This window comes from Photobacterium sp. GSS17, assembly GCF_028621875.1.
GTDB lineage: Bacteria > Pseudomonadota > Gammaproteobacteria > Enterobacterales > Vibrionaceae > Photobacterium > Photobacterium ganghwense.
Genome location: NZ_CP117517.1, coordinates 1,664,004 through 1,687,198, shown reverse-complemented (window position 1 = coordinate 1,687,198; position 23,195 = coordinate 1,664,004). Strand labels below are relative to the sequence as shown.

The window sequence follows — 23,195 nt, the reverse complement described above, 5'->3', positions numbered from 1 at the left end:
TTTGCTAGTACGCTTGGATTTTGGCAGGTAAGCAGCGCTGGCAATTCGCTACATCTCGTCAAACTGCCAGCCTGAACATTTAAAACTGATAATCGGAAGGGATCACGACAACACCATTCGGAGAGACTTTGAAACGTTCTGCATCTTGCTTTTTGTTGACGCCAATTTGGGTACCCGGTGGAATCACAACGTGCTTGTCGATGATACAATTTTCAAGGTGTGCACCATCACCGACCGAGACATTCTCGAAGAGGATGCTGTTAATCACTACCGCAGCATTATCCACACGAACCGTTGGAAACAGGATAGAGTTCTGTACCGAACCACCGGCGACGACAACGCCGCTTGAAATGATGGAATTAATAAAAATCCCTTCATTGCCCTGTGGTGAAGAAACCGTCCGCGCTGGCGGTAATTGCGGCTCATAGGTTCGAATCGGCCATTCTTTCTGATAAAGATCCATGGGCGGCTGCGGCGATAACAAATCCATGTTCGCTTCATAGTAGGAATCAATCGTCCCCACATCTCGCCAGTAGGCATCCTGACTCACCCGCCCTTCTTCACCACCGAACTGATAAGCATACACCCGCTCGCCATCAATCAATTCCGGAATAATGTCATTCCCGAAATCGTGACTGGAATCCGGGTTCGCGGCGTCTTTACGCAGGGAACGCTCAAGTGCATCCATCGAAAAGATATAAATCCCCATCGAGACCAGACAGGCATCTGGCTTATTCGGGATAGGAAGCGGATCGTCAGGTTTTTCTGTAAATGACTGTATTTTATGATTTTCATCAACAGCCATTACCCCGAAAGCACTTGCTTGCTCACGCGACACTTCCATACAAGCCACAGTCAGTTCGGCTTCACTTTCAACATGGTGTTTGAGCATTGGCGCGTAGTCCATCCGGTAGATGTGATCACCCGACAATACAACGACATACTTGGCTTCGCTCCGGGTCAACAAGTAGAGGTTCTGATAAATGGCATCAGCCGTGCCCTGATACCAACTGGCACCAGTGCGCATCTGAGGGGGGACGGCTGTGATATATTCCCGCAACTCCGGATTGAAAATCGACCACCCATCCCGTAAATGCTTCTGTAAAGAATGGGATTTGTATTGCGTCAGCACCAGAATGCGTCTCAGGCCAGAATGAAGACAGTTGGTGAGCGTGAAATCGATGATGCGGTATTTACCACCAAATGGCACCGCCGGTTTTGCACGATTATCGGTCAAAGGCGATAATCGCGACCCCACACCACCAGCAAGAATGACGGAAATTGTCTCTTGTTTCATTACTTATCCCCTAACGCTTAATCCATATGAGCACATTTCAAAAACATAGACAGCAAGATTCAGACCAAAATGAGGGAATCGTAACCCAATGATTATTAATAAAAATCCTTCACCTTTTCATCAGATGGGTTTTCAACGCTTCATTTTGGTGCCTCCAGTAAGAATAGTGCACTAAAAAAGCCCTAATGGCGTATGACCGCACCATTAGGGCTAACTGGTTCATTCAGATTAGGTTTTTGTTGTTATAAGCTGTGTTTCTTTTGCTTGAAGCCCGCTTTATTAGTCAGTTCAGATTCCCCGCCATGGAGAACCAGATGACGCTGCACCAGATCGTGGCAGCGCAAACTAAGCCACCAGCATCAAGCATACCCTCAAGGGCGTTCACCTTCCGCCAGACGACGCTCAATATCGGCTACAACGTCTGGCAAATCCGCAATGGTATCAATTTGGTAATGTGCACCAGAATGGGCAAAGGCATCCTGCGCTTTGGCTCGCGCGGCAGCCAGCGTCGCTTCATCAGACGCTTCAAACTCCGCTTGAGTCAGACCCGCTTCGTTACCGGATAACAGCAGTGCGACCGTCCACATACCGGCATTCAGACCTTCTGTAATACCCGGCACAGAGTCATCCACTTTAATACACGCTTTGACATCACTGACCTGAAGCTCAATCATGTTCTGCAGCACCATGTAAGGTGCCGGACGACCGCCCGCAGCTAAGTCATCAGTTGCAACCGCGCAATCCGGGCTATAACCATTCGCTTTTGCGGCTGGGATGAGAGCGTCCAGCACGACACGCGGATAGCCGGTACATGAACCAATTTTAATGCCCTGCTCGCGCAGACCATCCACAACGGCTTTCGCACCAGGGATCAAATCCGCATGCTCACTGACCTTCGCTACCTGGAGCGGCATGAAGGTTTGATAAATCTTATCGATATCCGCTTTTTCCATCGCCCGGCCAAACTGAGCCTGCCAGCGCTGACTGACACTCGGCAGCGCACCAACCGCCTGAATGTGATCCCACTTACCGAGTCCCATCGGAACACGCGCTTCTTCCAGGGAAATGTCGAAGTCGTATTCACGGCGGAATGCTTCCACAAAAATGGTGGTAGGTGCAAACGAGCCAAAATCAACAATTGTACCGGCCCAGTCAAACATTACCGCCTGAACATACTTAGTCATGGTTCTATCCTTTTCTGTGTGAGGAGCCGCCCCGGGTTAACTGCACAATTATCGGGCAAACTCAGAGTTCAATCTTCTTTGATGTAAATAATGGTGATTCAACTGCCGCTAGCAGTTGTGCTGTAAATCCGATACTTCCCGGATTGCCTGTTCGACAATGTCCAAAGCGCGTTCCAGCTCGCCCCGCTCAATAATCAACGGTGGGCTTAGCTGCAAAACGTTACCCTGTGACACTTTAAAACTGAGACCCAACTCAAGGCAGCGATACAAAATAGATTCGGCTTCATCCAAGGCACGGCTTTTCGCTTCACGGCAGGTCACCAGCTCGATTCCCCAGAGCAGCCCCATTCCCCGAATGTCGCCAATCAGTGAATAGCGCGACTGCATTGCCCGGAGCCTGTCACGCACGTAGGCCTCATCGTCTTTAACTTTGGCCAGCAGTGATTCCTGCTCAATGACTTCTATCGTGGCCAGCGCAGCGGCGCAGCCCACCGGACTTTTCTCATGGGTGTAATGCCCCAGCGATACCTGTGAAGCCGTGTTGTATTTGTCTTTGGTCAGCATGGCCGCCATCGGGACGATGCCCCCGCCCAATCCTTTTCCAATACAAAGGATATCCGGTTCGATACCAAAAGCCTGATACGTAAACCAGTGACCAGTTCGGCCCATGCCGTTCGGTATGTCATCGATGATCAGCAACACATTGTGCTTGTCACAGATTTCTCGGATACGCTGCCAGTAGGCGCGGCTTGGAATTTGTACATCGGTATTTCGCAGTCCTTCGGCAATAAACGCGCCAATGCCGCCCTCTTTTTCGATAACATATTCCAGATAGTCCGCATAGTGCACATCACTGCCATCCGGTGACGGGAAAGCACCCCGGTAAGTGATCGCTGGCGGAATTCGCTCCACTCCGGCCAGTAACGGCCCCATACCTTCACGGAAACACGCTTCCCCGCCGACCGCAATCGCATCCAGGGACGCCCCGTGGAATGAGTCCCACAGCGACACCACTTTGTAATTACCGGTAACATGGCGAGCCAGCTTCAGTGCCATTCCGACAACCGACGTTCCTCCCGGCGCAAACAGTACCCGGTTCAGTTCCCCCCCGGCGATTTCTGTCAGCTTTTTCGCGCAATCAATCGCTGTCTGATTGGTAAACCGGCGCGGTGAGAACGGCAACGCTGCGATCTGATTCTGAATCCGGTTCACCACGTGCGGATGCCCGTAACCCACCTGATGGACATTGTTGCCATGAAAATCCATATACCGTTTACCAGCGGCATCCCGCAGGTAAATCCCTTCCGCTTCAACCAGCGCATCAAGGCATGGCGTTGACATTGACTGGTGCAGGAAATACCGGCTGTCCTGCTCCAGCATTTGTTGGGTCGTGGGGTCCGCAATACTTTGCGTCCAGCGTTGTCGGGCTGGTGTAATATTGGTATCCCCTTCGCTGCGCAGTAACTGTGCCGTCAGCGATGATTGCGAGTGGACCTGGGTAGACATGTTCAGAGCCTTTCTTTCCCGTGATTCTTTAAGCCTGCGCTTCGTTGAGTCATGCTTCTTTTATTACCAACGCATCCGTAAATTAATGCGTCTTTACAGCCATCACTTTCAGGCCCAGTACATTGACGCACGAATTGCATCAATCAGGCGGTGCATGTCTTGGTTGTGAACGTCACCGATATTTCCGATACGGAAGCAATCAGCGTTAGAAACCTTACCCGGATAGATAACAAAGCCTTTTTCTTTCAGCAGCGTGTAGAAACGTTTGAAATCATACTCAGCATGTTCCGGTGAGTAGAAAGACGTAATGATGGGTGAATGCAGCGATGCGTCCAGCAGACAACGGAAACCCAGTGATTCCATACCTTCAACCAAAATTCTCTGATTGGTACGGTAGCGCTGATAACGTGCCGCTACGCCACCCTCGTCAGCCAACTCAATCAGGGCCTGATGGAAAGCTCGAACCGTATGCGTCGGTGAGGTAAAACGCCATTTACCCTGATTTTTTTCCATGCATGCCCACTGATCAAACAAGTCCAGAGACAGCGAACGGGCACGACCACGGCATTGTTCCAGTTCCGCCTGCTTGGCTATCACAAACCCGAAACCCGGTACGCCCTGAATGCATTTGTTGGCCGAGCTGACCATAAAATCAACACCCATCACACCGATATCCATTGGGATCCCACCGAAACTGGACATCGCATCCAGAATCATGATTTTGTTTCGGGCTTTTACTACATCACATACCGCAGCAACCGGGTTCAGCATACCGGTCGTGGTCTCACAGTGAACCATAGCAACGTGTGTAATGGCCGGATCCTGATCCAGTTGCTGAGCAATATAGTCAGCGTCAGGCTGCGCCACTTCACCGAGATCCAGCACTGTATGGGCAATGTTAAGGTACTGGGCAATCTGGCCGATACGCTCACCATATGCACCGTTATTGATCACCAGTAACTTACCGTCAGTCGGTATGACACTACCAATAGTCGCTTCTACTGAAGCGGTTCCGCTGCCCTGCATCAGGACACTTGTATAACCTTCCGATTCTGTTGCCAGCGCCACCAGTTGCTGACGGATCACTTCTACAACCCCTTTGTTGTATTCATCATCCCAGGTACACCAGTCTTTTAGCATGGCTTCACGTACTGTACGGCTGGTTGACAGTGGGCCCGGTGTCAGCAACAGATATTGATTATCCAAGTTTTCCATTTTTCTCTTCCAATTTTGGACTATACCAGATTGGTTAAACTATACCGACCCGGATTATTTTGTGTAAATCCCCGGCCGGGACATTTCACAAAATCTTCATATGTCACTTTCATGACAAATTTGCGTTGATTAGCCGGAATTTGTCGTCAAATCCCTTTCAATAAAATTGTTAGCAAAATGCAATATTCCAATCATCTAACTGTCATCTTTCCTTCCTAGCATCATCCGGGTCGAAAACATCTGGTAAAGACCAGTTTGGTCGCCAATATCATTCATGGAGAAAGAACGATGAAAAACCGTTGGATTATTGCCCCTCTGACTGCAATTGCAGCCCTGACCGCTTCTTCTGCATTTGCAGCTGAGGAACTGACGGTCTACACAGCATTCGAAACTGACATGCTGGCGAACTACAAAAAGACCTTCGAAAAAGCTAACCCAGACATCAAAATCAAATGGGTTCGCGATTCAACCGGTATCATGACGGCCAAACTGCTGGCAGAAAAAGACAACCCGCGTGCTGACGTCGTCTGGGGTCTGGCAGGTTCATCAATGGCGCTGCTGAAAGAAGAAGGTGTGCTGAAGCCTTACTCACCAAAGGGTCTGGCTGACGTTCGTCCAAGCATGGTGGATCCACAGGACAACAAAGCCTGGTTCGGTAACGATGCCTTCTTTAATGCGGTCTGTTTCAATGAAATGGTTGCCAAAGCTCAAGGTCTGCCAAAACCGGAAAGTTGGGACGACTTACTCAAGCCGGTTTACAAAGGCCACATCGCGATGCCAAACCCGGCTTCATCCGGCACCGGCTACATGCAAGTTTCCGCCTGGATCCAATCTATGGGTGAGCAACAAGCATGGACCTACATGGAGAAACTGGACAACAACATCGCGCACTACACACATTCTGGCTCGAAGCCATGTGTTCAGGCCGGTATGGGTGAAGTGGCTATCGGCATTTCAATGGCGCTTCGCGGAGCAACCCTGAAAACACAAGGTGCTCCTATCGACATCATCCTGCCAAAAGGCGGTGTGGGCTGGGAAGCTGAAGCCGTGGGTCTGGTGAACACGAAATCTGACGCTGCGAAACGTCTGGTTGACTGGTCAGTTTCGAAAGATGCGAACAAGCTGTACAGTGAGTACTACCCGGTTGTGGCACACAAAGACGTGAGTGCGCCAGTGAAGAATTACCCGGATGTAGAAAAAGCGATGCTGAATCTGGACTTCGGCAAAATGGCAGTCAGCCGTGAAGCCGTGCTGAAAACCTGGTCTGAGAAGTTCGACGCGAAATCTGAGCCTCGCTCATAAACGTTGGCCTAATCAGCACAAACAAAAAAAGCGTGGTGACGGCAGTCACCACGCTTTCGTTTTTCTCTTAAACAGTCTGGCAACGCATCATAACTGATAATGCGCATAAGAGAGGCTCACCTGTTGTTCTTGTTGTTGTGCACTCTCTTGCTGCTCTTTGCGGGCATCCAGCTTTGCCAGCTCTTTTTTCATTTCAGACAGCTCACGCTCCATATAAGAGATATTGCGAATTAACATTTGTCTTTCCATGCTTCATTCCTTATGAAGTAAGTGTAACTTTCAGGGCCCCACCTGCCCGCATTCCCAGGTGGCCTCAAAGCATTAATGGATAGACTGGCCTACACCTTTCTGGTCAGTCCCCCCTCAGACATCGACATATTGAAGCTTCCGGGAAACAAAAAACGTGGCTTGCTCGTCATACTGCTTATTTTTGTACAACAAAAAATGCCGCATTCAGCACTGGTTAAGTATGGTCAGCCCGGACAATATTTTCCATGTCAAAAATGTCTTTTTATCGTAAAACGCTTGTCATTTAAGTGTCATGCTGCGCCTTTAAATTTGGTATATACCAAATTTAAAGAGAAACAACATGGAAACGTATCTGAAGATTGAACATGTCAGTAAGCAGTACGGTCAGTTTACTGCGCTGAACGACATCTCCCTTGATATCCGCAAAGGCGAATTTATCTGTTTTCTGGGGCCGTCGGGTTGCGGTAAAACCACACTGCTGCGTGCCATTGCCGGACTGGATCTGGCCTCTTCAGGCAAAATTACCCAAGGTGGTAAAGAAACCACGTTCCTTTCCCCTGAAAAACGCGATTTCGGGATCGTTTTTCAGTCTTATGCCCTGTTTCCTAACCTTACCGTGTCAGAAAACATCGGCCTTGGCCTGCGTAATCAGGGCAAGGACAACAAAACCGTCGATGACGCCGTCAATCACTGGCTGGAGGTTATCGGTCTGCCTGATGCTGGTATCAAATACCCGAACCAGCTTTCCGGCGGTCAGCAACAGCGTGTCGCACTGGCTCGCGCCTTATCATTATCACCAGGTTTGTTACTGCTTGATGAACCTTTGTCCGCCCTTGATGCAAAAGTGCGATCTCACCTGCGTGATGAAATCCGTCGCCTGCAACGCAAACTGGGGATCACCACCATCATGGTGACGCACGATCAGGAAGAAGCGCTGGCAATGGCTGATCGCATCGTGGTGATGAATCACGGCGTCATTGAACAGGTTGGCACCCCACAGGAAATCTACCAGAAACCGGCCTCACGATTCGTGGCTGACTTCGTGGGCAACATGAATTTCATTCCGGCGTCTGTGGTCAGCGAGCAAGACATCCGTATTGGTGAAACCCTGCTGCCAAAACCGTGTGACAGCCTGAAACGCGGCGTGCAGTTCGAACTGGGAATGCGCCCGGAAGACCTTCACTTCCTGGAAATCGGAAAACAAACCGCTTCCAGTTTCCCGGTCAAGATTGAAGAGCTGGAGTTTCAGGGCACCTATGTACGGGCTGAATGCCGCGTGCAGGGGGAATACCAGGGCGGCACGATCAAAGTAGATGTCCCTATCCGTGAATTACGTGAACTGGCGCTGGAACGCGGCCATTACCACTTCGTCAATCTGTCGAACAAACACGCCCATATTTTTCAGGCGCAAGCATGAATTCGGGCATGGACACAGGAAGAGAAACTGTAATGGATACTGGAATGAGCACGTTAAGTCCCCAAGAGACGGCCAAACGACAATCGCCAATGAACACGCAAACGGCACCAATAACAACGCGCCAGCGACTGGCACAATTTTCCGCCTCTCTCAGTAAAGATAACCTGATCCTCGGCACCGTTCTGCTGCTGATTCTGGCCATACTGGGCACCTTTGTGATTGGTCCGCTGTTCGCTATGCTGCAAAAAAGCGTGCTTAATGCGGACGGAGAGTTCGTCGGACTTGCTAACTTTGTCACGTACTTTGCTTCACCGGCCCTGTGGCAGTCCTTGCAAAATACCCTGACCCTAGGGATCATCGTCACACTGTGCGTCGGGCTACTGTCATTTGGTTATGCCTTTGCGCTAACCCGCAGCTGCATGCCACTGAAAGGCCTGTTCAGTATTCTGGGCTCTGCACCTATTCTGGCGCCATCTCTGCTGCCGGCGATCAGTCTGATCTATCTGTTCGGTAATCAGGGGATCGCCAAAGATCTGCTCATGGGCCATTCAGTATACGGTCCGATCGGGATCGCCATGGGCCTGATCTTCTGGACGTTTCCTCACGCCGTGATGATTCTGACTACCTCACTGCGCACCTCGGATGCCCGTCTGTACGAGGCCGCCAAAGCGCTCAATACCTCATCCCTGAAAACCTTTTTCATTGTTACTTTGCCAGCCGCGAAATATGGCCTGATCAGCACCCTGATCGTGGTGTTTACCCTCGTGGTGTGTGATTTCGGGGTACCGAAAGTAATCGGCGGCAGCTACAACGTACTGGCAACGGACATCTTCAAGCAAGTTGTCGGTCAGCAGAACTTCTCGATGGGTGCCGTCACCAGCGTATTGCTGCTGTTGCCTGCTCTGCTCGCCTTTGTGGCCGACCGCTGGGTACAGAAAAAACAACAGGGGCTGTTTGATTCCCGTTCGGTGGCTTACGTGCCAACACCGAGCCCGGTGCGAGACGGCCTGTGCTTCCTGTTCTGCGCCACTCTTTCGGTGATGATCCTGGCCGTGATCGGTATGGCGGTCTATGGCTCTCTGGTGACCTTCTGGCCCTGGAACCTGACGCTCAGCCTGAACAACTACAATTTTGAGCAGTTCAGTACTTATGGCTGGGAACCGTATTTCAACTCGCTGCACCTGTCTGGCATGGTCGCTTTACTGGGAACAGTGGTGATTTTTATCGGGGCGTACTGCATTGAAAAAGGCCGCTTGTTCGCCCCGCTGCGCAGCCTGCTGCAAATGCTCGCCATCCTGCCTATGGCTGTACCGGGCATGGTTCTGGGTCTGGGCTACATCTTCTTCTTTAACGATCAGGCAAACCCACTGACGATGTTGTACGGCACCATGGCCATTCTGGTGATCAACACCGTGATTCACTACTACACGGTCGGACACATGACGGCACTGACGGCACTGAAGCAGCTGCCAGCCGAGGTCGAAGCTATCTCTGCATCCATCAAAATGCCGCAATACAAGGTGTTTTTCAAAGTCACGGTGCCGGTTTGTCTGCCAGCCATCCTCGACATTGCGGTGTACCTGTTCGTGAATGCCATGACAACCACCTCTGCCATTGTCTTCCTGTATGCGACCGACACCCTGCCCGCGTCGGTATCGGTACTGAATATGGACGATGCCGGTCAGACCGGTCCGGCCGCTGCGATGGCTGTCATGATTCTGCTGACGGCCGCAGGCGTGAAACTGCTGCAAGTGGGTAGCCACCAATTGATTGAGCGTTACACCCAGGCGTGGCGCAAACGCTAATCGCCTCAGTGATTTTGGCGCAGGCTGTCACAACTTGTCTGTTTGCCTGCCGGGCCGTAACTCCCTGACTAATAAATCCATTATTAGAAAGCGTTGCGGCCCGATTCAACAAACCGTCATACTCATCGATTACCGTCCTAGTGCCGTTGGGTTTGTGCTTACAGCCGGTCAGGCAAGCCTGATATAATGCCAATCCGATTAACCGCCCGCAGGTGCCGTTAATCGAATTTGCATTCTGATAAGGTGAATTGTGCAATATCTGAAAATCATGGAAGCCATCAACGAGCAGATTGATGCCGGTCTGTTGGTTGCCGGAAATAAACTGCCTGCAGAGCGAAAGCTGGCAGAGTCTTTCAATACCACGCGTGTGACATTACGTGAATCCCTCGCGCTGCTGGAAGCCGAAGGGAAGCTGTACCGGGAAGACCGACGCGGTTGGTTTGTCTCGCCGCAACCGCTGCGATACGACCCTACCTACACCACCAATTTTCCGGAAATGGCACGCCAGCAAGGCCGGACGGCACGCAGTGAACTGATTCAGGCCCGGTTGATCCCGGCCAGCCGTCGTGCGGCATCGCTGCTCAAAGTTCCGCCTTTGTCGGAAGTTTACCGTATCGATCGGGTTCGTTTTCTCGAAAACCGCCCTGTGGTGGTGGTGACCAACTTTATCCTGCCGCGCTTTTTCCCTGGCTTGCTGGAAAGGTCGTTTACCCACTCGCTGACAACTATATACCGGGAAGAGTACGGCGTGCTGTATTCCAAAACACGTTACCGGGTCAGAACCACTTCGTTACTCGGTGACACGGCCCAGCACCTGCGTGCTACGGCAGGTAGCCCGGCGATGCTGGTCGAGCGACTGAACTACGACCAGCACGGCAATGTGATTGACTGTGATCTGGAATACTGGCGACACGATGCGATCAGCATTGAGTCTACCGCTACGCTCGACTAAAACCTTGACTCACCATCGCGGTGGCCAAACGTGTTTGCCATACCACTGCTTTAACCCCTGATAAAACAAAAAGCCCGGACCAATTGGCCCGGGCTTTGTTTTTACGGGTGTCTCATGGATAACCGTGTGCTTATCCATCAACCGTGTTTGTATTTAACAACCTTGTTTTTATCCAACAACCGTGGTTTTAGGCAACAGCAATGAAGAACACGGCTGTCGAGATAATACCGATCAGTGCATATGGCAGCTGAGTCAGGGCGTGTTGCATCGCTGTACAACCAGAGCCTTGTGCTGACAGAACTGTTGAGTCACTGAAGAAGCACGAGTGGCTGCCCGCGGCTGATGCTGACAGTAGCGCGCCCACAGTGATGTGAACCGGTACCCCAAGATGCTCACCCAGCGGGAACACGATTGGCATCGCTACCGCAAACAGTCCCCAGGACGATGCTGTCGCAAACACCAGCCCTGTCATTACCAGGAAGATAATCACCGGGAAGAAGCCAGGTGACATCCATGGTGACACCGCTTCAATCACGTATTGCGTCAGACCCAGCTGATCGTTCACGTTTTTCAGCATGAAACCACCCACTACTGTTGCCAGCGGCACCATCATCACTTTGATACCGTCGTAGATAGCATCAAACATGGTGTCCAGGCTCAGCAGTCGCTGAATACCGTAGAAGAAAATGGTGAACATGATTGCCGCAAATACGCCAGCCAACAGGTCAATGTCAAAGTACCAGCTCGCACCAACCAGCACGACCATTGGCAGTACAAAGTTCATCACACCCAGGAACGCATTCGGATGAGGCTCAATGTTGTCACCGAAGTTGATCTCAGTAGCGCCTTCGGGCTTCACCTGTCCGCTCTTGGCACGTGCTTCCGCCACTTTCATCGCGCCCATGTCAGGCAGTTTGTCAGTTGCGACCAGCAGTACCACCACCAGCGTTACCCAGCCGTAAGCCATGTAAGGAATCGCCTGAATGTACACACCCAGACCACCCCCGGTTTCGGCCACGTTGTTATCTTCCAGCAGGGAACTGAAGAACACCGCCCAGGTTGAGATAGGAATGATGATACAGATGGGTGCCGCCGTTGAATCGACCAGGTACGCCAGTTTCTCGCGAGAGATCTTGTAGCTGTCGGTGATGCGTTTCATTGATGATGAGATGGCAATTGCATTCAAGTAATCATCAATGAATACCAGAATCCCCAACAGGAAAGTCAGCAACATTGACTGCTTGCGGCTCTTCACTTTGGTGACCAGCGCACTGCTCAGGCTAAGAATACTGCCGCCTTTTTCGAGGATGGCAATCAGACCACCCATCAGACCACACACCAGAATAACCCAGGCGATCGTCTCATCCATCATCACGCTGAGAGAGACATCGACGACCCCGCCAACCAGGTTTGCCGGATCAATCATCAGCAAGCCCATGATCGCACCACTGAACAGGGCTTCAACTGTCCTGTGAGTGATCAACGCAAACGCAAGGACAAACAGGGTCGGTAACAGGCTTACCCAACCGTAAGCCTCACCCTGTATATGGTTGTTACCGATAATGACAAAGGTAGCAATGGCGCCAAAAACGGCGACCAGATAGAACCAATAGCTATTGCTGGGCTTGACGGGGGTATCAAGCACTGTGTTTTGGGTCGTCATACAGATTCCTTCCTTTATTTTGGTCTTTGCTAAGCTGTGTGCAGCATCCATTCAACTTCTAATGGCGTGACCGCAGTTTCAAATTCAGTCAGTTCGCTTTGCTTACAGGCTGAATAAATGTGAATAAATTCCTCTGATAGATACTGTCCGAATTCGCCCTGCTCCAGTTCAGCCAATGCATCAGACATTCGGGTCGGAATCGAGGCCGCATTCTTGCTTAATGGCGGTGGGCACTGCTCCGGAGTAAAGTGCGGAGCCGCCAGAACACTTGACAACACCACTGACGCCAGAACATACGGGTTTACATCGGCGCCGGCAATACGGTGCTCAATACGACGGTTACTGCTGTCACTCATCGGAATGCGAAGCGCAACACCACGGTGGTTTTCGCCCCAGTCCGCTTTTGTCGGAGTATACGACCCGAGCGAGAAACGGCGGTAAGAGTTCACATTCGGGCACAACAGTGCAATGGAACTTGGGATAGCGTGAATCATCGCCGCCAGCGTCTGGTAAAACAGCGGGCTGGCATCCCCATTCGAGTTCGAGAACAAGTTTTCGCCATGCTCATCCACCACACTCATATGAATGTGCTGACCGTTACCGGCTTCATGCGCAAAAGGTTTCGCCATGAACGTCACATCAAAGTTGTGCTGATGCGCAACCTGACGGATCAGACGCTTGGCAAAAATCAGCTGATCACACGCCTTGAGCACATCGTCGGTATGGTTGAAGTTGATCTCAAACTGACCCGGCGCCGATTCTGACAACGCACCGGACGTATTCAGATCCTGCTTCTGCGCTGCAGTATTAAGGTCAGACAGGAACGCCGCGTAATCATCAAGGCTGTCGATGTCATACACTGCCGTGTCTTTTTCCTGACGATTCTTAGTCGGGTTATGTGCCGGTCGCACCAGCCCGTTTTCCGCCCGCTTCTTATCGACCAGATAGAACTCCAGCTCCAGCGCGATAACCGGGTATTTTCCGTCTTTATGTAGCGTGTCCAGGATCTGCTCCAGCACGTTTCGAATAAACAGACGGCTTGGCTTCTCGCCGGAGCTGTCCATCATCGAAAGCAAAAGCTGCGCCACACTTGGATTGGCAGTCGGCGTCAGCGTACCCGGAATCGGCATACAGATATGATCCGGTTCACCCAGCGCTTCTCCCAGCCCGGCTTCTTCAATCACGCTCCCTGCATTGCTCAGTGTGATTGTTGAAACCGGCAGTGGTACACCATTCACCACCTTCTTCAAGGCATTGACAGGAATACGCTTCCCGCGAGGGGTGGCATTAATGTCGGTAAAAACGAGATCCACAAATTCGGTTTCAGGCCATTTTTGTAAAAAATTTTTAATTTCAGATTCGAATGTATCCATACAATTGTCTCCGGCTAATTTTTCATCGCCTGTCATATTCAACCGAACGCAAAAATTAATTATTTAGAACACACCATCGAATGTTACAACTAAGCAAAAAGAAAAATATTCCTTATTTTTTAATTGTTTATTCTCTGATTGCGCATTTCAATTGACTCAAGCGAGTAACAAATTATTAACACAACGATCGAGTTTTGCTCAATATTTTAAACACTATTTTGGTGATTAAATGGCATTTCAGCGATCACAATCACAAAATTTCATTCTTTTTGAGCATGAACGTTGCGTAAATCGATTACGTTTTGTAACGTCAATGTTAAATATTTCGAACAAGAAGTGTTAGACAAAAATGAATAGATCACCAGTCATCGCCATCGTTAGCTGCCAGAAGAAATTGAATGGTTATTTAATTCAAGCGGTTAATGAGTTTTATATTAATGCTGTCACTGACTTTGGCGGGATCCCGGTTCTGTTACCGGCGGCACTGAACAAAGATGCGCTGGGCACACTGTGCGAACAATTTGACGGCTTCCTGTTTCCAGGCAGTCACTCCAACGTTGCGCCACACCGCTATCAGGCCACGCATGATGAGGATTACACCGATGAAGGACGTGATGAACTCGCATTGCAGCTGATTCGCACCGCTATAGAGCAACGTATCCCTGCTTTGGGGATTTGCCGTGGCTTCCAGGAAATGAATGTGGCGTTAGGCGGCAGCCTGCACCCACACGTGCGTCATGTGGGTTATAACGACCACCGCGAAAATCCGTCAGAGGACTTTGCGGTTAAATACGGTCCGGCCCACCCGATTCATGTTGAACACGGCGGCCTGTTTTCTGACTGGCTGGGCGAGCAAAATACATTTAGCGTCAATACCCTGCACAATCAGGGGATCAACCAGCTGGCGCCTGGCTTACGCGTGGAAGGTTGCGCACCTGACGGCCTGATTGAAGCATTCAGTCTGCCTGAACACCCGTACTTTGTTGGTGTGCAATGGCACCCAGAATGGCAAGCAAAACACAATCAGTTCTCACAGTTTTTGTTCAGACACTTTATTATGGCTTCATCTCAACGTAATGGAGCCAAGAGAAGTGGACAACGAAGCGATAGGTAACAAAATAGCCAGTTTGCGTAAAGAGCACGGAATGTCTCAACGCGAACTGGCAGAGAAAGCACACATGACCAACAGTGCCATTTCATCGATTGAAAACGGCAAGGTCAGTCCATCTGTCAGTTCCCTGCAGAAAATCGTCAATGTGTTTTCTTTGTCGTTATCTGAGTTTTTCACGTTTGAACAAAACGAGAAGAAAGAAGCAAAGGTTGTACTCACTGCCGAAGAACTTGTTGAAATGGGCAGTGAAAGCGTATCGATGAAGCTGGTATGTAACGGCACCAAAGAACGCAAAATGGGTTTTCTGATTGAAGAATACAGCCCACATTCCAGTACCGGTGCGGCAGTGATTCAGCACGAGGGTGAAGAAGCCGGCACCGTACTGGAAGGCGAAATAGAACTGGAATACGGCGATAAAACTTATGTGATCAAGCAGGGAGAGTCTTACCTGATTGACACAACCATCGCCCACAAATTTACCAATAAATCCGACAGGGTCTGTAAGATCATCAGTGCTCACACGCCTGCGACTTTCTAGCGCCCTGTCCTGTTCAAGGAGAGCGTATGAAATCGCAGCAGGAATGGAAGCAACTGAAAGACCAAACCCGGCTTGAAACGCGGGCATTCATCAACGGGGAATATGTCAGTGCCGCTGACGGCGAGACATTCAGTAACATTAACCCTGCGACCGCTGAAACACTGGGCCAAATCGCACGCTGCAAACAACATGATGTTGATCTTGCTGTCTCATACGCCCGCCAGGCATTTGAAAACGGCTGCTGGCAACACCAGCCACCAGCCGCTCGTAAAAAAGTCCTCTACCGCTTTGCGGAACTGATTGACACTCACCGCGATACATTGGCGCTGCTGGAATCACTCGATACCGGCAAGCCCATTGCACACGCCCACTCGACCGATATTCCGGGTGCCGCAGCTTCTCTGCGCTGGTATGCCGAAGCCATTGACAAGGTGTACGGCGAAGTCGCCCCAACCGAACATGACGTTCATGCCTTTATTACCCATCAGGCGATGGGAGTAGTCGCCGCGGTTGTGCCATGGAACTTCCCGCTCTGGCTGGCCTGCTGGAAACTGGGACCTGCCCTGGCGGCAGGCAACAGCGTGATTCTGAAACCGTCAGAAAAATCGTCCCTGACTGCTATTTATCTGGGTCAGCTGGCCAATGAAGCCGGTCTGCCTGCCGGTGTGTTCCAGGTCATTCCGGGCTTGGGCCACGAAGCCGGTGAAGCACTGGCCCGTCATCACGATGTTGACTGTATTACCTTTACCGGGTCAACCAAGATTGCCGGACACCTGATGGTGTGCGCCGGTGAAACCAACCTGAAAAAAGTCTGGGCAGAAGCCGGTGGTAAGAACGCCAACATCGTCTTTGCCAACTACCAAGATCTCGACAAAGCGGCTGCCGAAGCGGCGGCGGGTTGTTTCTACAATCAGGGCGAAGTTTGTGTGGCTGCCACTCGTCTGTTGGTTGAAGAAAGCATCAAAGATGCCTTCATCGACAAAGTGGTATCAGCTGCGCAGCGTTTTGCGCCGAAAGATCCGCTCGACCCGACGTCTTCGATGGGTGCACTGATCGACCAGGATCATAAAGACAAAGTGCTGTCCTACGTTGACCTCGCCCAACAGGAAGGCGCCACTGTGCTGTGTGGCGGTGATGTGGATGCGAAAGGTGCCTTTGTCGCCCCGGTTATCCTCGACAACGTTACTAACCAGATGCGCGTTGCCCGTGAAGAAATTTTCGGCCCGGTACTGTGTGTGATTCCGTTCAAAGATGAACAGGACGCCATTCGTATTGCCAACGACTCCCCATACGGCCTGGGTGCCGCAGTATGGAGTTCTGATCTGAGCCAGGCACACCGTGTGGCCAAGCAGCTGGAAGCCGGTTCAGTATGGGTCAACAACTACAACGAAGGCGACATGACGGTGCCTTTCGGTGGCTTCAAAATGAGTGGCAACGGCCGTGACAAGTCACTGCATGCCATCGAGAAATTCACAGAAACCAAGACCACTTGGATCCGCTTGTAAAAATAAAAGGACGTGATTATGAACAAGCACACTGATTCTTACTACGCCAACTCCATCGACAATATGCCCGATTACCCGCAGTTGCAGGACCATATCGAGGCGGATATTTGTATCGTCGGAGCCGGTTTCTCGGGTCTCTCCTCTGCCCTGCACCTGAGCCAGAAGGGATTCAAAGTGGTCGTGCTGGAAAGTGCCAAGATTGGTTTCGGCGCGACCGGACGCAACGGCGGCCAGATTGTAAACAGCTACAGCCGTGACGTGGATGTTATCGAGAAGCGCTATGAGCCGAAAATCGCCAAAGCGCTGTGTGACATGATTTTTGAAGGCGGCGACATCATCCGCGACCTGATCAACACCTACGATATCCAGTGTGATCATAAGCCAGGCGGCGTATTTGCAGCACTGAACCATAAACAAATGCGTGGGCTGGAAGAGCACAAAACCAACTGGGAACGCTTTGGTAACGATCAGCTGAGTTTGCTGGACAAAAACCAGATGCGTGAAGCCCTGGGGACCGACGCCTATGTCGGCGGTATGCTGGATAACCGTGGTGGCCATATTCACCCGCTGAAGCTGGCTCTGGGCGAAGCAGCAGCTGTTACTCAGCTGGGTGGCCAGATTTTTGAACAATCCGCAGTCGTGCGTATCGAAAAAGGCGCCAAAGCTGTCGCGCACACCGCAAAGGGTTCCGTAAAAGCCAGTTACCTGGTTCTGGCCGGTAACGCCTATCTCGGCGGTCTGGCACCCAACATCAGTAACAAAGCGATTCCATGCGGCACGCAGGTCGTTGCTACCCAGCCGCTGACCGATGAACAACTGCAATCTGTGCTGCCATCTGACTACTGCGTTGAAGACTGCAACTACCTGCTTGATTACTTCCGCCTGACGGCTGACAAGCGCCTGCTGTTCGGAGGCGGTGTGGTGTACGGTGCCCGTGATCCGGAAAACGTCGAACAACTGATTCGTCCGAAAATGGAAGGGATTTTCCCGCAGCTGAAAGGCATCGGCATTGATTACGCATGGACCGGCAACTTCCTGCTGACCTACTCCCGCATGCCGCAGTTTGGCTGTTTTGATAACAACATTTACTACCTGCAGGGATACAGCGGCCACGGGGTTACCTGTACCCACTTGGCGGGCAAGCTGCTGGCTGAAACCCTGACCGGCCATGCCGAACGCTTTGATGCCTTTGCATCGCTGAAACACTATGCCTTCCCAGGCGGTCGCCACTTCCAGGTGCCGTTCACTGCACTGGGTGCGGCTTATTACAACCTACGAGACAAACTGGCTATTTAATAAAGGATTATCATTATGCCTAAAAACGTCACTTTTGCTGCCGTCCAGCTTTCTATCAGCTGGGATTTAGACAACAACCTGGAAAAGATTCGCCAGCATGTCCGTGAAGCAGCCGAGAACGGTGCTAACGTGGTGGTACTGCAAGAACTGTTCGCCGCTCCGTATTTTTGCAAGAAACAGGAAGCAAAATACTTCGAGCTGGCACAACCGCTGGAAAACAGCCCGCTGATCAAATCCATGAGCGAGCTGGCCAAAGAGTGTGGCGTGGTGATTCCGGTCAGCTACTTCGAGAAATCCGGTAACACCTTCTTCAACTCGCTGGTCATGATTGATGCCGATGGTACGGTGATGGACAACTACCGTAAATCGCACATCCCTGACGGCCCTGGCTACAGCGAGAAGTTCTACTTCAGCCCTGGCGACACTGGCTTCAAAGTCTGGGATACCCGCTTCGGTCGCTTCGGTGCCGGGATCTGCTGGGATCAGTGGTTCCCTGAGCTGGCGCGCAGCCTGGTGCTTCAGGGCGCGGAAGTGATCTTCTACCCAACCGCGATCGGCTCTGAGCCGCAGGATCCGACTCTGGACTCCCGCGATCACTGGCAGCGCACCATGCAGGGCCACTCTGCGGCAAACCTGGTACCGGTGATTGCTTCAAACCGTACCGGTGTGGAACTGGACGACGGTATTGAAACCACTTTCTACGGCTCCTCGTTTATCACCAACCACACCGGTGAAAAACTGGCCGAAGCCAGCCGTGATGAAGAAACCATCATCTATGCCACGATTGATCTGGAGGCCACGGCCAAAGCTCGCCACAGCTGGGGACTTTTCCGCGACCGTCGCCCTGAACTTTACCACCGCGTAAACAAGCTGAGTGATAACTGATTCAGAGAGATAAGGAGATCCCCGATGGAACTAGCCAGCACGCCTGCACAGGATGGCTTTTATTTCCCTGCCGAATTTGCCCGGCAGGAACAAGTCTGGCTCGCCTGGCCGGAGCGGACTGACAACTGGCGTAACGATGCCAAACCGGCGCAACGCGCGTTTGCTGATGTGGCCAATGCCATCGTGAAAACCGTCCCGGTATGCGTTGTTGTCAGCAAATGGCAGGCAGAATATGCCCGCCAGCTGTTGGATGATGTGATTTCACTGGAAATCATGCCGTATAACGATGCCTGGATGCGGGACATCGGTCCAACCATTCTGGTGAACGACCAAGGCGAGCGACGCGGCGTCAGCTGGCAGTTCAATGCCTGGGGTGGCGACTATAACGGGCTGTATGACTACTGGGAAGATGATGACCAGGTGGCGGCAGCCGTATGCGCCAAACTCGGTTTAGATCACTACCGTGCACCGTTTGTACTCGAAGGGGGTGCGATTCATACCGACGGTCAGGGCACACTTTACACGACAGAGGAATGTCTGCTGAGTCCGGGGCGTAACCCGTCCATGTCAAAAGCCGACATTGAGCAACAACTGGCCGAGTATCTCGGTATCCAAAAAGTCATCTGGCTGCCAAATGGCCTGTTCAATGACGAAACCGATGGCCACGTTGATAACCTGCTGCATGTGATTGCGCCGGGAAAAGTAGCACTGACCTGGACTGACAATGTCCGCGATCCGCAGTACACACTTTCCCGTGAGGCTCTGCGGGTACTGGTGAACAGTACCGATGCCCGCGGACGCCGGATTGAAGTGGTCAAGCTCCCACTGCCGGGACCGCTGTATCTCAGTAAAGAAGAAGCAGAGGGTGTGATTCAGTCAGAGGGCATGAACCGTACTGAAGGGGAGCGTTTAAGCGGCTCGTACGCCAACTTCCTGATGATCAACCATACGGTGTTTATGCCACTGCTGGATCCGATCACCGATCGTCTGGCAATGCAATCCCTGCAGGATGCCCTGCCCGATTATCAGATTGTGGGTATCCCGGCACGAGAAATATTACTGGGTGGTGGCAACATTCACTGCATTACCCAGCAGATCCCAAGCGGATTATGACAAATTCAGGCCGCGCGCTATGCGGCGGCCTGCTCTGAATTAGGACAAGCTATGCACCAGATTAACAATGCAAGTTTGCTCAGTGGACTGAGCGAACAGGGTTCTCACACCCTGACCATCACCAATCCGGCTACCGGCGAAGTACTGGGTCACGTGCCTACCGTTAGCGAATCCGCCTTACAGGACATGATTGAGGCCGCTCACCAGGGGCAAAAAGTTTGGGCAAAGACCACGGCCAAGCACCGTGCTCAGTGCCTGAACCGCTGGTTTCAGCTGATTCATGACAACCAGGACGATCTGGCACGCATCATGACGCTGGAGCAAGGTAAACCGCTGGCAGAAGCAAAAGGCGAAGTGGCCTACGGTGCCAGCTTTATCGAATGGTTTGCAGAAGAAGCCAAGCGTACTTATGGTGAGACCATTCCGGGTCATACCGCAGACCGCCGCCTGATGACCATCAAACAGCCAATCGGTGTTGCCTGTGCCATTACGCCGTGGAACTTCCCGATTGCGATGATCACACGTAAAGCCGCCCCTGCGCTGGCAGCCGGCTGTAGCTTCATTGTCAAACCCTCAGAACTGACTCCCCTGTCTGCGCTGGCTATCACGGAACTTGCCTATCAGGCGGGAATTCCACGCGACATTCTGAAAGTGGTATGCAGTGATAACGCGCGCATGATCGGCCAGATCTTCACCGCCAGCCCGCTGATCCGCAAACTTTCTTTCACCGGCTCAACCCGGGTTGGCAAATTGCTGATGGAACAATGCGCAGACACCGTGAAACGCACATCGATGGAACTGGGTGGCAACGCGCCGTTTATCGTGTTTGATGACGCGGATATTCCGGCTGCTATTCAGGGAGCCATCGCATCTAAATTCCGCAATGCCGGACAGACCTGTGTGTGCGCCAACCGCTTCTACGTTCACAGCCGCATTTACGACGATTTCGTGGCTCAGTTCCACGCCGCAATCAACAAACTGGTGACCGGTAACGGACTGGATGAAGGCGTCACTATCGGGCCGGTTATCAACCAGGCCGCCAAAGACAAAGTCACCCACCTGATCAATCAGGCTTGCCAGCAAGGTGCGACCCAACTGGGTGAGCCAATTCCGGCAGACGGCCTGTTTGTTCCACCTCAGATTCTGGTCAATGTCGACCACCAGATGGACATCGTTCAGCAGGAGATCTTTGGCCCGGTTGCTCCGGTGATCAAATTCGACAGCGATGAAGCACTGATCGAGATGGCAAACGACACACCATACGGTCTGGCCGCTTACTTCTACAGCCAAAACATCAAGCGCATCTGGAAAGTCGCAGAAGCGCTGGAATACGGCATGGTCGGTATTAACGAAGGCATTATTTCAACCGAAGTTGCTCCGTTTGGCGGAGTGAAAGAGTCCGGCATTGGCCGCGAAGGTGCCAAACAAGGCATCGATGAGTACATGGAAATCAAATATCTCTGCTTCGGCGGCATTAACGAATAAGGAAATGAACATGAAATCCAATCAGGAACTGCACAACCAAAGACAACAAGTGATCGCTCAAGGCATGGGTGCCGCGTATCCGCTGTACGTAGAGAAAGCCCTGAATGCCAAGGTATGGGATGTGGAAGGCAACGAGTATATCGACTTCGCCGCCGGTATCGCCGTGAACAATACCGGCCACTCCCACCCTCGCATTGTGGAAGCCGTAAAGCAGCAGCTGGATAAATTTTCCCACACTTGCGCCATGGTCACGCCATACGCCTCATTTGTTGAGCTGGCTGACAAACTGACAACAGTGGCTCCTATTCAGGATGCTAAAGCGGTCTTTCTGACCACGGGTGCCGAAGCGGTTGAAAACGCGATTAAAATTGCTCGTGCCCACACCAAGCGCAGCGGCGTGATTGCTTTCAAAGGTGGTTTCCACGGCCGTACTAACCTGACCATGGGTCTGACCGGTAAAGTCGCACCATACAAAGCGGGCTTCGGACCGTTCCCGAACGAGATTTACCACGTACCTTACCCAAATGCCTACCACGGTATTTCAATCGATGACAGCCTGCAGGCCATTGACGACCTGTTCAGCTGTGATATCGAACCAAGCCGTGTGGCAGCCATTATCTTTGAACCGGTTCAGGGTGAAGGCGGTTTTTATCAGGCACCTCCTGCATTTGCTCAACGCATTCGCGCCCTGTGTGATCAGCACGGTATTGTCCTTATCGCCGATGAAATTCAAACGGGCTTTGCCCGTACCGGCAAGCTGTTCGCCACAGAATATCTGGGTATCGAACCTGACCTGATGACCATGGCAAAAGGTATCGCCGGTGGCTTCCCGCTGTCTGCGGTTGTCGGTAAAGCCGCGATCATGGATGCCGCGGGCCCGGGTGGTCTGGGCGGTACTTACGCCGGTTCACCACTGGGCTGTGTCGCAGGTCTTGAAGTGCTGAACATCATTGAAGAAGAGCAGCTGTGTAACAAAGCCCTGAATATTGGTGAAATTGCCAAAGCCCGTCTGGAAGCACTGCAACAGGACGTGCCAGCCATGGGTGATATCCGCGCACTGGGTGCCATGATTGCCATTGAATTTACTGACCCGGCAACCGGTAAACCGCTGCCAGACCTGACGAAAGCCATTATCGGTCAGGCACAGCAAGCCGGCCTGATTCTGTTGTCCTGTGGTGTGAAAGGCAATGTCATTCGCCTGTTGCCACCGCTGACGATTGACAATGAAACACTGGATCAGGGTCTGAACAAACTGGCTGAGGTACTGAAAGCCACAGCCTGATAACGCCTCACGATATC

At 51.8% G+C, this 23,195-nt stretch carries 19 protein-coding genes; 12 read left to right on the top strand and 7 right to left on the bottom strand.

The annotated features are described in order from the left end of the window. Nucleotides 1-79: 79 nt before the first annotated feature. The 4 genes from glgC to phnW form a co-directional block, all read right to left on the bottom strand. Entirely contained in the window at nucleotides 80-1,297 is a 1,218-nt protein-coding gene (gene glgC / locus PGW97_RS07470; RefSeq protein WP_217391224.1) for a glucose-1-phosphate adenylyltransferase, read from the bottom strand. Nucleotides 1,298-1,668: 371 nt separating this feature from the next. Continuing rightward, on the bottom strand, nucleotides 1,669-2,481 hold the full coding sequence (phnX, locus tag PGW97_RS07465) for a phosphonoacetaldehyde hydrolase (RefSeq protein ID WP_217391223.1): 813 nt from the start codon (nucleotides 2,479-2,481) through the stop codon (nucleotides 1,669-1,671). A gap of 108 nt (nucleotides 2,482-2,589) precedes the next feature. Further along, entirely contained in the window at nucleotides 2,590-3,987 is a 1,398-nt protein-coding gene (locus PGW97_RS07460; RefSeq protein ID WP_273859517.1) for an aspartate aminotransferase family protein, read from the bottom strand. A 108-nt stretch (nucleotides 3,988-4,095) separates the two neighbouring features. Next, nucleotides 4,096-5,193 (bottom strand): 2-aminoethylphosphonate--pyruvate transaminase, encoded by a 1,098-nt coding sequence (gene phnW / locus PGW97_RS07455; RefSeq protein ID WP_273859641.1) that lies wholly within the window; start codon nucleotides 5,191-5,193, stop codon nucleotides 4,096-4,098. A 297-nt stretch (nucleotides 5,194-5,490) separates the two neighbouring features. On the opposite strand from phnW, the gene PGW97_RS07450 reads away from it, so the two are divergent. Continuing rightward, nucleotides 5,491-6,504 (top strand): putative 2-aminoethylphosphonate ABC transporter substrate-binding protein, encoded by a 1,014-nt coding sequence (locus PGW97_RS07450; protein ID WP_047885476.1) that lies wholly within the window; start codon nucleotides 5,491-5,493, stop codon nucleotides 6,502-6,504. Nucleotides 6,505-6,591: 87 nt separating this feature from the next. Here PGW97_RS07450 and PGW97_RS07445 read toward each other — a convergent pair whose 3' ends face one another. Next, nucleotides 6,592-6,753: a hypothetical protein gene (locus PGW97_RS07445; RefSeq protein WP_157038321.1), complete on the bottom strand. Its 162-nt coding sequence runs from the start codon at nucleotides 6,751-6,753 to the stop codon at nucleotides 6,592-6,594. 340 nt (nucleotides 6,754-7,093) lie between these two features. Between PGW97_RS07445 and PGW97_RS07440 the strand changes: the two genes are divergently transcribed. From PGW97_RS07440 to phnR, 3 genes are all read left to right on the top strand, one after another. Continuing rightward, nucleotides 7,094-8,170: a putative 2-aminoethylphosphonate ABC transporter ATP-binding protein gene (locus PGW97_RS07440; RefSeq protein WP_207103178.1), complete on the top strand. Its 1,077-nt coding sequence runs from the start codon at nucleotides 7,094-7,096 to the stop codon at nucleotides 8,168-8,170. 89 nt (nucleotides 8,171-8,259) lie between these two features. Next, complete coding sequence (locus PGW97_RS07435; protein ID WP_047885479.1) at nucleotides 8,260-9,975, top strand: putative 2-aminoethylphosphonate ABC transporter permease subunit; 1,716 nt, start codon at nucleotides 8,260-8,262, stop codon at nucleotides 9,973-9,975. 250 nt (nucleotides 9,976-10,225) lie between these two features. Further along, nucleotides 10,226-10,927 (top strand): phosphonate utilization transcriptional regulator PhnR, encoded by a 702-nt coding sequence (phnR, locus tag PGW97_RS07430; RefSeq protein ID WP_047885480.1) that lies wholly within the window; start codon nucleotides 10,226-10,228, stop codon nucleotides 10,925-10,927. Between the two features lie 187 nt (nucleotides 10,928-11,114). On the opposite strand, the gene PGW97_RS07425 is transcribed toward phnR, so the two are convergent. After that, nucleotides 11,115-12,590 (bottom strand): Na+/H+ antiporter NhaC family protein, encoded by a 1,476-nt coding sequence (locus tag PGW97_RS07425; RefSeq protein WP_047885481.1) that lies wholly within the window; start codon nucleotides 12,588-12,590, stop codon nucleotides 11,115-11,117. 29 nt (nucleotides 12,591-12,619) lie between these two features. Next, nucleotides 12,620-13,963 (bottom strand): glutamine synthetase family protein, encoded by a 1,344-nt coding sequence (locus tag PGW97_RS07420; protein ID WP_047885482.1) that lies wholly within the window; start codon nucleotides 13,961-13,963, stop codon nucleotides 12,620-12,622. Nucleotides 13,964-14,312: 349 nt separating this feature from the next. On the opposite strand from PGW97_RS07420, the gene PGW97_RS07415 reads away from it, so the two are divergent. From PGW97_RS07415 to gabT, 8 genes are read left to right on the top strand one after another with little or no spacing between them, the layout of a single operon-like run. Beyond that, nucleotides 14,313-15,077 carry a gamma-glutamyl-gamma-aminobutyrate hydrolase family protein gene (locus PGW97_RS07415; protein WP_217391220.1) on the top strand — a complete coding sequence of 255 codons (765 nt, stop codon included), beginning with the start codon at nucleotides 14,313-14,315 and terminating at the stop codon, nucleotides 15,075-15,077. Next, on the top strand, nucleotides 15,055-15,612 hold the full coding sequence (puuR, locus tag PGW97_RS07410) for an HTH-type transcriptional regulator PuuR (protein WP_047885484.1): 558 nt from the start codon (nucleotides 15,055-15,057) through the stop codon (nucleotides 15,610-15,612). Before PGW97_RS07415 ends, puuR begins: the two co-directional genes overlap by 23 nt. Before the next feature lie 26 nt (nucleotides 15,613-15,638). Continuing rightward, a complete protein-coding gene (locus PGW97_RS07405; RefSeq protein WP_047885485.1) occupies nucleotides 15,639-17,117 on the top strand; it encodes an aldehyde dehydrogenase in 1,479 nt (492 codons plus the stop codon). A gap of 18 nt (nucleotides 17,118-17,135) precedes the next feature. After that, nucleotides 17,136-18,413: an NAD(P)/FAD-dependent oxidoreductase gene (locus PGW97_RS07400; RefSeq protein WP_047885486.1), complete on the top strand. Its 1,278-nt coding sequence runs from the start codon at nucleotides 17,136-17,138 to the stop codon at nucleotides 18,411-18,413. Nucleotides 18,414-18,428: 15 nt separating this feature from the next. Then, a complete protein-coding gene (gene aguB / locus PGW97_RS07395) occupies nucleotides 18,429-19,298 on the top strand; it encodes an N-carbamoylputrescine amidase (RefSeq protein ID WP_047885487.1) in 870 nt (289 codons plus the stop codon). Between the two features lie 24 nt (nucleotides 19,299-19,322). Next, on the top strand, nucleotides 19,323-20,411 hold the full coding sequence (aguA, locus tag PGW97_RS07390) for an agmatine deiminase (protein WP_273859513.1): 1,089 nt from the start codon (nucleotides 19,323-19,325) through the stop codon (nucleotides 20,409-20,411). A gap of 51 nt (nucleotides 20,412-20,462) precedes the next feature. Then, nucleotides 20,463-21,896 carry an NAD-dependent succinate-semialdehyde dehydrogenase gene (locus PGW97_RS07385; RefSeq protein ID WP_273859512.1) on the top strand — a complete coding sequence of 478 codons (1,434 nt, stop codon included), beginning with the start codon at nucleotides 20,463-20,465 and terminating at the stop codon, nucleotides 21,894-21,896. 10 nt (nucleotides 21,897-21,906) lie between these two features. After that, nucleotides 21,907-23,178, top strand: coding sequence for a 4-aminobutyrate--2-oxoglutarate transaminase (gabT, locus tag PGW97_RS07380; protein WP_217391216.1), 1,272 nt, complete (start codon nucleotides 21,907-21,909; stop codon nucleotides 23,176-23,178). The last annotated feature ends 17 nt before the right edge of the window (nucleotides 23,179-23,195 follow it).